This is a genomic window from Pseudomonas sp. KCJK9058, from assembly GCF_046230975.1.
In the GTDB taxonomy this organism is placed as follows: domain Bacteria; phylum Pseudomonadota; class Gammaproteobacteria; order Pseudomonadales; family Pseudomonadaceae; genus Aquipseudomonas; species Aquipseudomonas alloputida.
Genome location: NZ_JBJJLR010000021.1, coordinates 29,700 through 43,607 on the forward strand (window position 1 = coordinate 29,700; position 13,908 = coordinate 43,607).

Annotated in this window: 11 protein-coding genes; 10 read left to right on the top strand and 1 reads right to left on the bottom strand. The window is 62.2% G+C overall.

Annotated features, from left to right (window positions below):
- Window positions 1-10: 10 nt before the first annotated feature.
- Window positions 11-1,186, bottom strand: a complete 1,176-nt coding sequence (locus ACK59Z_RS13470) for a hypothetical protein (RefSeq protein ID WP_108191257.1) — start codon at window positions 1,184-1,186, stop codon at window positions 11-13.
- A 125-nt stretch (window positions 1,187-1,311) separates the two neighbouring features.
- Here ACK59Z_RS13470 and ACK59Z_RS13475 point away from each other — a divergent pair, with 125 nt between their 5' ends.
- From ACK59Z_RS13475 to nuoH, 10 genes are all read left to right on the top strand, one after another.
- Window positions 1,312-2,076 carry a secretin N-terminal domain-containing protein gene (locus ACK59Z_RS13475; protein WP_173879731.1) on the top strand — a complete coding sequence of 255 codons (765 nt, stop codon included), beginning with the start codon at window positions 1,312-1,314 and terminating at the stop codon, window positions 2,074-2,076.
- 490 nt (window positions 2,077-2,566) lie between these two features.
- Complete coding sequence (gene aceA / locus ACK59Z_RS13480; RefSeq protein WP_003251416.1) at window positions 2,567-3,892, top strand: isocitrate lyase; 1,326 nt, start codon at window positions 2,567-2,569, stop codon at window positions 3,890-3,892.
- 291 nt (window positions 3,893-4,183) lie between these two features.
- On the top strand, window positions 4,184-4,846 hold the full coding sequence (locus tag ACK59Z_RS13485; protein ID WP_181318776.1) for a lysoplasmalogenase: 663 nt from the start codon (window positions 4,184-4,186) through the stop codon (window positions 4,844-4,846).
- 383 nt (window positions 4,847-5,229) lie between these two features.
- The gene (locus ACK59Z_RS13490) at window positions 5,230-5,643 is read left to right on the top strand and encodes an NADH-quinone oxidoreductase subunit A (RefSeq protein ID WP_003251427.1); all 414 of its coding nucleotides are present in this window, start codon (window positions 5,230-5,232) and stop codon (window positions 5,641-5,643) included.
- Window positions 5,644-5,652: 9 nt separating this feature from the next.
- The gene (locus ACK59Z_RS13495) at window positions 5,653-6,330 is read left to right on the top strand and encodes an NADH-quinone oxidoreductase subunit B family protein (protein ID WP_003251429.1); all 678 of its coding nucleotides are present in this window, start codon (window positions 5,653-5,655) and stop codon (window positions 6,328-6,330) included.
- A gap of 79 nt (window positions 6,331-6,409) precedes the next feature.
- Window positions 6,410-8,191 (top strand): NADH-quinone oxidoreductase subunit C/D, encoded by a 1,782-nt coding sequence (gene nuoC, locus ACK59Z_RS13500; RefSeq protein ID WP_010954900.1) that lies wholly within the window; start codon window positions 6,410-6,412, stop codon window positions 8,189-8,191.
- A gap of 2 nt (window positions 8,192-8,193) precedes the next feature.
- Window positions 8,194-8,691 carry an NADH-quinone oxidoreductase subunit NuoE gene (gene nuoE / locus ACK59Z_RS13505; RefSeq protein WP_003251433.1) on the top strand — a complete coding sequence of 166 codons (498 nt, stop codon included), beginning with the start codon at window positions 8,194-8,196 and terminating at the stop codon, window positions 8,689-8,691.
- The gene (nuoF, locus tag ACK59Z_RS13510; protein WP_010954901.1) at window positions 8,688-10,049 is read left to right on the top strand and encodes an NADH-quinone oxidoreductase subunit NuoF; all 1,362 of its coding nucleotides are present in this window, start codon (window positions 8,688-8,690) and stop codon (window positions 10,047-10,049) included. The genes nuoE and nuoF overlap by 4 nt, the downstream gene beginning before the upstream one ends.
- A gap of 132 nt (window positions 10,050-10,181) precedes the next feature.
- The gene (gene nuoG, locus ACK59Z_RS13515) at window positions 10,182-12,896 is read left to right on the top strand and encodes an NADH-quinone oxidoreductase subunit NuoG (RefSeq protein WP_108191261.1); all 2,715 of its coding nucleotides are present in this window, start codon (window positions 10,182-10,184) and stop codon (window positions 12,894-12,896) included.
- Entirely contained in the window at window positions 12,893-13,900 is a 1,008-nt protein-coding gene (gene nuoH, locus ACK59Z_RS13520; RefSeq protein ID WP_003251440.1) for an NADH-quinone oxidoreductase subunit NuoH, read from the top strand. Before nuoG ends, nuoH begins: the two co-directional genes overlap by 4 nt.
- Window positions 13,901-13,908 lie beyond the last annotated feature (8 nt).

Sequence of the window (13,908 nt, forward strand, 5' to 3'; positions counted from 1 at the left end):
CCTCAAAGGTTCACCTGTGGCCGGCGACTGCCTGGTCGCGGGCGAGCCATTCGGCCATGGCAGTATCCTCCAACGCGTACTCGCCACGATTGGCCTTCCATACCAGCTCCTTGTCGCGCAGGGCATCGAGGGCCTTCTGTACGTTTGCCGTGTTGACGTTGGCTACCGCCTGGGCCTGCGCCAGCTTGCGGCTGACCTCAACCAGGGTTTGCTCGGTAAACGGGGAAAACGGCTGCCGACCCAGCGTGCGCTCAGCCATGACCTCTAGCACGGCCTGCTGCAACGGCGTAAGTTCGTTCCAAGCGCTTTCGTAGTCGCTCCACACCCCGGCTTGATGGTTCAGCGCCCCATTGCGCAGCAGTTCACCCAGGTTGCCCGCCTCCCCCAGGCCGACACTGACTTCGGCCAACAGTTTGTTGAGCATTTCCGGGCGCCGGCCGACCAATTCGAACGCGTATGCCAGGTCCTCTACCTTGAACTGGTTACTGTCGGCCAGGCGACGGTTCCACAAGGCGGTGATGAATTCGACATATTCACGCCCCAGCAACGGAAAAGGCGTGATGCTGGCACCAAAGAATGGCTGCTTGCTCTTGAGTACCAGGTTGGCCAGCTTGTCGCGACTAGAGCCCGTGAACACCAGGCGCAAGCCGTCCGGACGGTCGCCACGGTTAAGGTGGTCACGCGCGGCTTTCAGCGCGAACATCGCATTGAGGCCATCTTCGCTGTTAAGGGCGTGCTGAGCCTCGTCGATGATCAGTACTACCAACTGCCCTGACACTTGATGCAACACGGCAAGCGCCTGGGCCAGGGTAGTACCCGCAGGCAGTTGCGGGCGGGTGAAATCCCAGCTCAGGGTGCGCAGCAGGTTGATCTTGTCGACACCGGCCTTTTTCGCCGTCCTGGCCAGCGCACCTTCGAATCTGGCCAGCGCAGTACCGATGGCGCCGCTGATGAGCTGCGCAGGGGCGGCGTCGCGATCCGACCACAGGTCGACGTAAACCGGTAGCCAGCCGCGCTGTACGCATTCCGGTATGAAGTCGTTGTTGAGGAAGGTGCTTTTGCCCGTACGCCGGGGCGCGGCCAGGAACATGCCCGAGCTGTAATCGACCAACGACTCGCCGGCCAGGTCTTGGGCCAGTGCGTTGGCCAACTGATGACGGCGTAGGAGCGGGCGAACGGGAGACATGCAATTAACCTCAATTATCTTGCCTACTATAATTTATAGCCTACAAGATAAACCAGGATAATACGACCGTCCGCAACAGTGCCGGCGTGATCCAGATCCGGCAAAAAGTCAGCAAATTTGCCATCATGTTGATTCCACCTGCGGAGATCATGGACATGCCGCTACGCCCCCTTTTCACCTCCCTGTTGCTGGTCGCCAGCCTCACCGCCCATGCCGCCACCGAGGTGGTGCCACTTCAGCATCGCAGCAGCGCCGAACTGCTGCCCGCCCTGCAGGCGTTCATCGGCAAGGACGGCACGGTCAGCGCCTTCGAGAACAAACTGATCGTCAACGCCAGCCCCGAGCGCATCGACGACCTGCGCGCCCTGCTGCAACAACTGGATACCGCGCCCAAGCGCCTGCTGATCAGCGTCGACAACAACGACAGCAACTTCCAGGACAACCGCGGCAACGCACGCGTCATTCACTACGGCACCAGCAACCGCGACGGCGGCATGCAGCAGGTACAAGCCAGCGAAGGGCAACCGGCACTGATCCAGGTGGGCCAGAGCATCCCCATTACCAGCACCAGCACAGACGGCTATGGGCGCATTCAGAGCAACACCGAATACCGCAACGTGACCCAAGGCTTCTACGTGACCCCCAGCCTGAGCGGCGAAACTGTTCGTCTGCAAATAAGCAGTAATAATGACCGCATCAGCCACGAACGTGCAGATGTAGTGAAAGTACAAAGTACCGACACGACAGTCACGGGCAAGCTCGGCGAGTGGATCACCCTGGCGGGGTTCAACCAGCAGAGCCAAGCCGATCGCAGCGCATCAAGCCATACGTACAGCACCCAACGGGGTGAAAACATGACATTGCGGGTCAAAGTCGACCTTGTTGACTGATACCAGGCAATTCAAGGCTTCGACCAAAGGCCTTGAAACTGACTGCCAAGTCGCATTAGACCAAAGATGTAGTAAGTACAAAAAAGCACTACAAAACATTTGACAGGGTCTTTTTCCCAAGGGCATGATGGCCTCGCTCCCGCTAATCAGGGGCCCTGGCAAGGGCCTTCGAGGCGTACTCCTCCCACCCCTGGAGGCGCCTCGTGTCTATACGGCCCACAAGGCGGTTCGACGGGATTGCGACTGCAACGAAGAAGTTGTCCCGAGGGACGGAAGCGCATCACCGCAGTACTGGCAATCGCGTCGCACCGCAGCAAGGCAACCACGAGCCGACCTGCCGGAGCACACCTTCGCCTGGTCTGCCCACCCTTCCCCTTCGAGCCTTCGCGTTCGCCGCCGCATTCCTGCGAACAGGACAGCCGCCAGGCACCTGATCTGCTCCGAGCATCAGCACAATTAACCCAAGATCGATGCGACGAGGTTTATTTCCATGGCACTGACACGCGAACAGCAAATTGCAGCCCTCGAGAAAGACTGGGCCGAAAACCCGCGCTGGAAAGGCGTGACCCGTACCTACACCGCCGCTGATGTCGTTCGCCTGCGTGGCTCCGTGCAACCTGAGCACACCTTTGCGCGTCAGGGCGCAGAAAAACTGTGGAAGCTGGTCACCGAAGGTGCCCACCCGTCCTTCCGCCCCGAAAAAGATTTCGTTAACTGCATGGGCGCCCTGACTGGCGGCCAGGCTGTACAACAGGTCAAGGCCGGCATCCAGGCCATCTACCTGTCCGGCTGGCAGGTTGCTGCCGACAACAACTCGGCCGAGTCGATGTACCCTGACCAGTCGCTGTACCCGGTCGACTCGGTACCGACCGTGGTCAAACGCATCAACAACGCGTTCCGCCGCGCCGACCAGATCCAGTGGAAAGCCGGCAAGAACCCGGGCGACGACGGCTACATCGACTACTTCGCGCCCATCGTGGCCGACGCCGAAGCCGGTTTCGGTGGCGTACTGAACGCCTACGAGCTGATGAAGAACATGATCGAAGCAGGCGCCGCCGGCGTGCACTTCGAAGACCAGCTGGCCTCGGTTAAAAAATGCGGCCACATGGGCGGCAAGGTGCTGGTACCGACCCAGGAAGCCGTACAGAAGCTGGTGGCCGCTCGCCTGGCCGCTGACGTGTCGGGTGTACCGACCATCATTCTGGCCCGCACCGACGCCAACGCCGCCGACCTGCTGACCAGCGACTGCGACCCGTACGACCAGCCGTTCGTGGTTGGCGAGCGCACCCGCGAAGGCTTCTACAAGGTCCGTGCCGGCCTCGATCAGGCCATTGCTCGCGGCCTGGCCTACGCCCCGTACGCCGACCTGATCTGGTGCGAAACCGCCAAGCCGGACCTGGACGAAGCCCGCCGCTTCGCCGAGGCGATCAAGAAGGAGTACCCGGACCAGATCCTGTCGTACAACTGCTCGCCTTCCTTCAACTGGAAGAAAAACCTGGACGACGCCACCATCGCCAAGTTCCAGCGCGAATTGTCGGCCATGGGTTACAAGCATCAGTTCATCACCCTGGCTGGCATCCACAACATGTGGCACGGCATGTTCAACCTGGCACACGACTACGCCCGCAACGACATGACCGCCTACGTGAAGCTGCAGGAGCAGGAATTCGCTGACGCCAGCAAGGGCTACACCTTCGTGGCGCACCAGCAGGAAGTGGGCACCGGCTACTTCGACGACATGACCACCGTGATCCAGGGTGGCGCTTCGTCGGTGACTGCACTGACCGGTTCGACCGAGGAAGAGCAGTTCCACTGATAGTGGGTTGCGGTTGAACAAAGGCCCGGGGCTTGTGAAAGCTCCGGGCCTTTGTTTTTACCCGAGAAAGGGCCGGGCCCTGCTGGCCAATTTTTACCAGCCGTTCAGCGTTGCCGCCGCTACCGTATTCGCGGGTAAACCCGCTCCTACACTGATCGGGAAGACACACACATCGGCGATTGGGCACAGGCCGCTGCAGGAACGGGTTTACCCGCGAAAGGGCCGGCACAGGCTGCAGCAAAACCCCGGATCAGGGCTATGCTTGTGGCAGCCCAGCAGCAAGGACCGCCCATGCCTCGTCCAAGCCACCTGATGATTCTCGCCCTGACCGCCGCTGCCCTCTATCTATATGCACTGGCCAGCGACAACACCCTGCTCGCCCTCATGGCCAAACCCATCCCAGTGCTGGCCTTGATTGCCTGGCTGCGCAGCACCCCGGTTTCGCCTTATCGCACATGGATCTCGATCGGCCTGGGCTTCTCGGTACTCGGTGACATCCTGCTGGCCATCCCCGCCGACCTGTTCGTGTTCGGCTTGGCTGCTTTCCTTTGTGCTCACCTTGCTTACCTGCGCGGCTATTGCGGCATTACCCTGCGCCCCGCCCTGCCCGCACTGATCTTCAGCGCAATCACGGGCATCGCGCTGCTCGGCGTACTGGCCAGCCACGGCCTCGGCCCGCTGCTGATACCGGTAGCGCTCTACGCCCTGGCCATCAGCGCCATGCTCTGGCGCGCACTGGCCTGCGGGGGAGTGGCAGCACTGGGTGCCGGCCTGTTCGTGTTCTCCGACAGCCTGATCGGCATCGACCGCTTCGTCAGCCCGTTCGCCGCCGCACCGTACCTGATCATCCTCGCCTACTGGCTCGGCCAATGGGCCATCGCTTCATCAGTCGGTCATCGCTCAACCGATAAAGTATTGACCCAGAGCGGTGCGCGCAGGACCGAGAGCTGCTAGAACAAGGGTTTTTTGCAATTGCAAGTAGGGGGAATCGCCAGGTGAACTTTACAAGGCACAGAAGAGCCAAATTCAACGGTAGCAGCTCAAATGATATTAATTATCATTACAGGACTTGCAATTCGTTACCTGCAGCAAGAAACATAATTAACAAAACCGCGCGTAATGCCCGAATTTCAAGGCTCTCAGCCAGTTACGAACGGTTTTTGTACTTAATCCTACGAATAAATTTGCGACAGAAATTTTACTTGCACCAGGTTTACCCATAAAATCAGCGCGATTGATCCGGCTGCGACATTTGGTCACTGCATGTGCGACGCCAAGTCGCCGCTCTACACTTATTTCAGACTGCAGAGCTGGGTCTCTGTATAAGGATTTCTAGCATGTCCGATTCGGCAGGACTCATCGCCCACAACTGGGGCTTTGCCATCTTCCTCCTGGGTGTCGTCGGCCTGTGCGCCTTCATGCTCGGCCTGTCCAGCCTGCTCGGTAGCAAGGCCTGGGGCCGCGCCAAGAACGAACCCTTCGAATCCGGCATGCTGCCCGTCGGCAGCGCTCGCCTGCGCCTGTCCGCCAAATTCTATCTGGTCGCGATGCTGTTCGTGATCTTCGATATCGAAGCCCTCTTTCTCTTTGCATGGTCTGTGTCCGTCCGCGAAAGCGGCTGGACCGGATTCGTCGAAGCACTCGTTTTCATAGCAATTCTGTTGGCAGGTCTTGTCTACCTATGGCGCGTCGGGGCACTTGATTGGGCTCCCGAAGGTCGCCGCAAGCGGCAAGCGAAGCTGAAACAATGAGGCTTTGGCATGCAATACAATCTCACCAGAATCGATCCGGATGCGCCCAACGAGCAGTACCCGGTCGGTGAACGGGAAACCGTCACCGATCAACTGCTGGAGGACCAGGTCCACAAGAACATCTTCATGGGCAAACTTGAAGATGTGCTGCGTGGCGCGGTCAATTGGGGCCGCAAGAACTCCCTCTGGCCGTACAACTTCGGCCTGTCCTGCTGCTACGTGGAAATGACCACGGCCTTCACGGCACCCCACGACATCGCCCGCTTCGGCGCCGAAGTCATCCGGGCCTCGCCGCGTCAGGCCGACTTCATGGTCATTGCCGGTACCTGCTTCGTGAAGATGGCGCCGATCATCCAGCGCCTGTACGAGCAGATGCTCGAACCGAAATGGGTCATTTCCATGGGTTCGTGCGCCAACTCCGGTGGCATGTACGACATCTACTCGGTCGTTCAGGGGGTCGACAAGTTCCTCCCCGTGGACGTCTATGTGCCTGGCTGCCCGCCACGCCCTGAGGCTTTCCTGCAAGGCTTGATGCTGCTGCAGGAGTCGATCGGCCAAGAACGACGCCCGCTTTCCTGGGTTGTTGGTGATCAAGGTATTTACCGTGCCGAGATGCCAGCCCAGAAAGACCTGCGTCGTGAGCAGCGCATTGCAGTAACCAACCTGCGCAGCCCCGACGAAGTCTGATCCAGCGACCTGCCGCCCGCTCCCGAAGGAGCCGGCGGCCTGGCTTCATTCTTAACGTTGACCCAAAGCGACCGAGACCATGACAGCGGACAACGCTATTTTCATTCCGCCCTACAAGGCTGACGACCAGGATGTGGTCGTCGAACTGAACAACCGTTTTGGCGCCGACGCATTCGTCGCCCAGGAAACCCGCACCGGCATGCCCGTGCTGTGGGTAAAACGCGCCCAGCTCAAAGAGGTGCTCAGCTTCCTGCGCGGCGTCGCCAAGCCTTACAGCATGCTGTACGACCTGCATGGCGTCGACGAGCGCCTGCGCACCCAGCGCCGTGGCCTGCCAGCCGCCGATTTCAGCGTGTTCTACCACCTGTTGTCGATCGAGCGTAACAGCGACGTGATGATCAAGGTGTCGCTCAGCGAAGGCGACCTGAACCTGCCGACCGTGACGGGCATCTGGCCAAACGCCAACTGGTACGAGCGCGAAGTCTGGGACATGTTCGGCATCGACTTTGCCGGCCACCCGCACCTCAGCCGCATCATGATGCCGCCGACCTGGGAAGGTCACCCGCTGCGCAAGGACTACCCTGCCCGTGCGACCGAGTTCGACCCCTACAGCCTGACCCTGGCCAAGCAGCAGCTTGAAGAGGAATCGGCACGCTTCAACCCGGAAGCCTGGGGCATGAAGCGTCAGGGCGCCAACGAGGACTACATGTTCCTCAACCTCGGCCCCAACCACCCTTCGGCGCACGGTGCGTTCCGTATCGTTCTGCAGCTGGACGGTGAAGAAATCGTCGACTGCGTACCGGACATCGGCTACCACCACCGTGGCGCCGAAAAAATGGCCGAGCGCCAGTCCTGGCACAGCTTCATCCCCTATACCGACCGTATCGATTACCTCGGCGGGGTGATGAACAACCTGCCGTACGTGCTTGCGGTAGAGAAGCTGGCCGGCATCAAGGTGCCGCAGAAGGTCGACGTGATTCGCATCATGCTGGCCGAGTTCTTCCGCATCACCAGCCACCTGCTGTTCCTGGGTACCTACATCCAGGACGTCGGCGCCATGACCCCGGTGTTCTTCACCTTCACCGACCGCCAGCGCGCCTACACCGTGATCGAAGCGATCACCGGTTTCCGCCTGCACCCGGCCTGGTACCGCATCGGTGGCGTCGCCCACGACCTGCCACGTGGCTGGGACAAGCTGGTCAAGGACTTCGTGGAATGGCTGCCCAAGCGCCTCGACGAATACACCAAGGCCGCCCTGCAAAACAGCATCCTCAAGGGCCGTACCATCGGCGTTGCCGCGTACAACACCAAGGAAGCGCTGGAATGGGGCACCACCGGTGCCGGCTTGCGTGCCACCGGTTGCAACTTCGACCTGCGTAAAGCCCGCCCTTACTCCGGCTACGAGAACTTCGAGTTCGAAGTACCGCTGGCCCACAACGGCGATGCCTACGATCGCTGCATGGTCCGTGTCGAGGAGATGCGTCAGAGTATCCGCATCATCGACCAGTGCCTGCGCAACATGCCGGAAGGCCCGTACAAGGCGGATCACCCGCTGACCACGCCGCCGCCGAAAGAGCGCACCCTGCAGCACATCGAGACCCTGATCACGCACTTCCTGCAAGTCTCGTGGGGCCCGGTCATGCCGGCCAACGAGTCGTTCCAGATGATCGAAGCGACCAAGGGCATCAACAGTTACTACCTGACGAGCGATGGCGGCACCATGAGCTACCGCACCCGGATCCGCACCCCGAGCTACCCGCACCTGCAGCAGATCCCTTCGGTGATCAAAGGCAGCATGGTCGCCGACCTCATTGCGTACCTGGGCAGTATCGACTTCGTTATGGCTGACGTGGACCGCTAAGCATGAACAGCACGCTTATCCAGACAGACCGTTTCGCCCTGAGCGAAACCGAGCGCTCGGCCATCGAGCACGAAATGCATCACTACGAGGACCCGCGCGCGGCGTCCATCGAAGCCCTGAAGATCGTCCAGAAGGAGCGTGGCTGGGTGCCAGACGGCGCCATTCACGCCATCGGCGAAGTGCTGGGCATTCCGGCCAGCGACGTCGAGGGTGTCGCCACCTTCTACAGCCAGATCTTCCGCCAACCGGTCGGCCGCCACATCATCCGCGTGTGCGACAGCATGGTCTGCTACATCGGCGGCCATGAGTCGGTGGTCAGCCAGATCCAGAGCGAGCTGGGCATCGGCCTCGGCCAGACCACCGCCGACGGCCGTTTCACCCTGCTGCCCGTGTGCTGCCTGGGCAACTGCGACAAGGCCCCGGCACTGATGATCGACGACGACACCTTCGGTGACGTGCAGCCGGCTGGCGTTTCCAAACTGCTGGAGGGTTACGTATGACCATTACTTCCTTCGGCCCGGCCAACCGCATCGCGCGCTCGGCCGAAACCCACCCGCTGACCTGGCGTCTGCGTGACGACGGCGAGCCGGTCTGGCTGGCCGAATACGAATCGAAGAACGGCTACGCCGCAGCCCGCAAGGCGCTGGCGCAAATGTCCGCCGACGACATCGTGCAGAGCGTCAAGGACTCCGGCCTCAAAGGCCGTGGCGGCGCAGGCTTCCCCACTGGCGTGAAGTGGGGCCTGATGCCCAAAGACGAATCCATGAACATCCGCTACCTGCTGTGCAACGCGGACGAAATGGAGCCGAACACCTGGAAGGACCGCATGCTGATGGAGCAACAGCCCCATCTGCTGGTCGAGGGCATGCTGATCAGCGCCCGCGCCCTCAAGGCCTACCGCGGCTACATCTTCCTGCGTGGCGAATACACCACCGCAGCGAAGAACCTCAACCGCGCCATCGATGAAGCCAAGGCCGCCGGCCTGCTGGGCAAGAACATCCTGGGCAGCGGTTTCGATTTCGAGCTGTTCGTGCACACCGGTGCCGGCCGCTACATCTGCGGTGAAGAAACCGCGCTGATCAACTCGCTGGAAGGCCGCCGCGCCAACCCGCGCTCCAAGCCGCCCTTCCCTGCCGCCGTTGGCGTGTGGGGCAAGCCGACGTGCGTGAACAACGTCGAAACCCTGTGCAACGTCCCGGCCATCGTCGCCAACGGCAACGACTGGTACAAGTCGCTGGCCCGCGAAGGCAGCGAGGACCACGGCACCAAGCTGATGGGCTTCTCCGGCAAGGTGAAGAACCCAGGCCTGTGGGAACTGCCATTTGGCGTTACCGCACGCGAATTGTTCGAAGACTACGCCGGTGGCATGCGTGATGGCTTCAAGCTCAAGTGCTGGCAGCCAGGCGGCGCCGGTACCGGCTTCCTGCTGCCCGAGCACCTTGATGCACAAATGTACGCCGGTGGCATCGCCAAGGTCGGCACCCGCATGGGTACTGGCTTGGCCATGGCGGTCGACGACAGCATCAACATGGTGTCGCTGCTGCGCAACATGGAAGAGTTCTTCGCCCGCGAATCGTGCGGCTGGTGCACCCCATGCCGTGACGGCCTGCCGTGGAGCGTGAAGATGCTGCGCGCACTGGAAAACGGCCAAGGCCGCGCCGAGGACATCGAGACGCTGCTGGGGCTGGTCAACTTCCTCGGCCCGGGCCGTACCTTCTGTGCTCACGCACCGGGTGCCGTCGAGCCGCTGGGCAGTGCCATCAAATACTTCCGCTCGGAGTTCGAGGCCGGTGTGGCGCCAGAAAGCGCTGCCACCCTGCGCCCCGACCTGGCGAAGCCGATCGTGGTCGGCGCATAACAAGATGATTAGGCGGGTGGTCCGTGCCACTCGCCAGCTTACCGGCAGGCCCGAGCAATCGAGGCGTGTCGCAAGCTCACCGATTTCCATTAGCCACGCCCGCTCACGCGGGCCAACGAAGAACTTTGAACAATGGCCACTATCCACGTAGACGGCAAAGCGCTCGAAGTCAACGGTGCAGACAACCTGTTACAGGCATGTCTGTCGCTCGGCCTCGACATCCCTTATTTCTGCTGGCACCCGGCGCTTGGTAGCGTTGGCGCCTGCCGGCAGTGCGCAGTCAAGCAGTACACCGACGAGAACGACACCCGTGGTCGTATCGTCATGTCCTGCATGACCCCTGCTTCCGACGGCACCTGGATTTCCATCGACGATGAAGAGTCGAAGGCGTTCCGCGCCAGCGTCGTCGAATGGCTGATGACCAACCACCCGCACGACTGCCCGGTGTGCGAGGAAGGCGGTCACTGCCACCTGCAGGACATGACGGTAATGACCGGCCACAACGAGCGCCGCTACCGTTTCACCAAGCGTACCCACCAGAACCAGGACCTCGGCCCGTTCATCGCCCATGAGATGAACCGCTGCATCGCCTGCTACCGCTGCGTGCGCTATTACAAGGACTACGCCGGTGGTACCGACCTGGGCGTCTACGGCGCCCACGACAACGTGTACTTCGGCCGCGTCGAAGACGGTGTGCTGGAAAGCGAGTTCTCCGGCAACCTGACCGAGGTCTGCCCGACCGGCGTATTTACCGACAAGACCCACTCCGAGCGCTACAACCGCAAGTGGGACATGCAGTTTGCCCCGAGCATCTGCCATGGCTGCTCCAGCGGCTGCAACATCAGCCCGGGCGAGCGCTACGGCGAACTGCGCCGTATCGAAAACCGCTTCAACGGTTCGGTCAACCAGTACTTCCTGTGCGACCGCGGCCGCTTCGGCTACGGCTACGTCAACCGCAAGGACCGCCCACGCCAGCCACAACTGGCCGACGGTACCAAGCTAGGCCTGGACGCCGCCCTGGACAAGGCCGCCGACCTGCTGCGCGGCCGTACCATCGTCGGTATCGGCTCGCCACGCGCCAGCCTCGAAAGCAACTACGGCCTGCGTGAGCTGGTCGGCGCCGAGTACTTCTACTCAGGCATGGAAGCGGGCGAACTGGCCCGCGTACGCCTGGCCCTGAACGTGCTGAACAACAGCCCGCTGCCCGTGCCGACCCTGCGCGACATCGAAGATCACGACGCCGTGTTCGTGCTCGGTGAAGACCTGACCCAGACCGCTGCCCGCGTTGCCCTGTCCGTGCGCCAGGCCACCAAAGGCAAGGCCGAGGCCATGGCCGAAGCAATGAAAGTGCAGCCTTGGCTCGACGCTGCCGTGAAGAACATTGGCCAGCACGCGCTGTACCCACTGTTCATCGCGTCCCTGGCTGAAACCAAGCTGGACGACGTCGCCGAAGAATGCGTACACGCTGCGCCGGCCGACCTGGCCCGCATCGGTTTCGCCGTGGCCCACGCCATCGACCCGAGCGCCCCTGCCGTCGCCGGCCTGGACGACGAAGCCAAGGCCCTGGCCCAGCGCATCGCCGACGCCCTGGTCGCCGCCAAGCGCCCACTGGTCGTTGCCGGTACGTCGCTGGCCGACCCAGCGCTGATCGAAGCCGCCGCTAACATCGCCAAGGCCCTGAAGCTGCGCGAGAAAAACGGCTCGCTGAGCCTGGTGGTACCTGAGGCCAACAGCCTTGGCCTGGCCATGCTCGGTGGCGAGTCGGTCGATGCCGCGCTGGACGCGGTCATCGGCGGCAAGGCCGATGCCATCGTCGTGCTGGAAAACGACCTGTACGCCCGCGTACCGGCCGCCAAGGTCGATGCAGCCCTGGCTGCGGCCAAGGTGGTGATCGTTGCCGACCACTCCAGAACTGCCACCGTCGACCGCGCCCACCTGGTGCTGCCGGCCGCCTCGTTTGCCGAGGGTGACGGTACCCTGGTCAGCCAGGAAGGCCGTGCCCAGCGCTTCTTCCAGGTGTTCGACCCGCAGTACCTGGACAGCAGCATCCAGATCCACGAAGGCTGGCGCTGGATGCACGCCCTGCGTGCCACCCTGCTGAACAAGCCGGTCGACTGGACCCAGCTGGACCACGTCACCAGCGCCTGCGCCGAAGCCGCCCCGCAACTGGCCGGCATCGTCAACGCCGCGCCAAGCGCTGCGTTCCGCATCAAGGGCATGAAGCTGGCCCGTGAGCCGCTGCGCTACTCCGGCCGTACCGCCATGCGTGCCAACATCAGCGTGCACGAGCCGCGCACCCCGCAAGACAAGGACACCGCGTTCGCCTTCTCCATGGAAGGCTACTCGGGTTCGGCCGAACCGCGCCAGCAGGTGCCGTTCGCCTGGTCGCCGGGCTGGAACTCCCCACAAGCCTGGAACAAGTTTCAGGACGAGGTCGGTGGCCACCTGCGTGCCGGTGACCCGGGCGTGCGCCTGATCGAATCGCAAGGCGACCGCCTGAACTGGTTCAACACCATTCCGGGGGCCTTCAACCCGGCCCGTGGCACCTGGACTGCCGTACCGTTCTTCCACCTGTTCGGCAGCGAAGAAAGCTCCTCGCGCGCCGCTCCGGTTCAAGAACGCATCCCGGCTGCCTACGTAGCCCTGGCCAAGTCCGAAGCCGACCGCCTGGGCGTCAACGAGGGTGCCCTGCTGAGCCTGAACGTCGCCGGTGTGGCCCTGCGCCTGCCGCTGCGTATCAATGAAGAGCTGGGCGCTGGCCTGGTCGCGCTGCCGAAAGGCCTGGCTGGCATTCCGCCTGCCATCTTCGGTGCATCCGTCGAAGGTCTGCAGGAGGCAGCACAATGAGCTGGTTCACCCCCGAAGTGATCGATGTGATCCTCACCGTGCTGCGGGCCATCGTGGTCCTGCTGGCCGTGGTGGTCTGCGGTGCGCTGCTCAGCTTCGTCGAGCGCCGCCTGCTGGGCTGGTGGCAGGACCGTTACGGTCCGAACCGCGTCGGCCCGTTCGGCATGTTCCAGATCGCTGCCGACATGCTGAAGATGTTCTTCAAGGAAGACTGGAACCCACCCTTCGTCGACCGCGTGATCTTCACCCTGGCACCGGTAGTGGCCATGAGCGCCCTGCTGATCGCCTTCGTGGTCATCCCGATCACCCCGACCTGGGGCGTTGCCGACCTGAACATCGGCCTGCTGTTCTTCTTCGCCATGGCCGGCCTGTCGGTCTACGCGGTGCTGTTCGCCGGCTGGTCGTCGAACAACAAGTACGCCCTGCTGGGCAGCTTGCGTGCTTCGGCACAGACCGTGTCGTACGAGGTGTTCCTGGGCCTGGCGCTGATGGGCGTGGTGGTGCAGGTGGGCTCGTTCAACATGCGCGACATCGTTGAGTACCAGGCGCAGAACCTGTGGTTCATCATTCCGCAGTTCTTCGGCTTCTGCACCTTCTTCATCGCTGGCGTCGCCGTGACTCACCGTCACCCGTTCGACCAGCCGGAAGCAGAACAGGAACTGGCCGACGGCTACCACATCGAGTATGCCGGCATGAAGTGGGGCATGTTCTTCGTCGGTGAGTACATCGGCATCATCCTCATCTCGGCGCTGCTGGTAACCCTGTTCTTCGGCGGCTGGCACGGCCCGTTCGGCATCCTGCCGCAACTGTCGTTCCTGTGGTTCGCCCTGAAGACCGCGTTCTTCATCATGCTGTTCATCCTGCTGCGCGCCTCGATCCCGCGCCCACGCTATGACCAGGTGATGGACTTCAGCTGGAAGTTCTGCCTGCCGCTGACCCTGATCAATTTGCTGGTGACCGCTGCGATCGTGCTCTACAACACGCCAGCCGTCGCGGCCCAGTGAGGATTTGA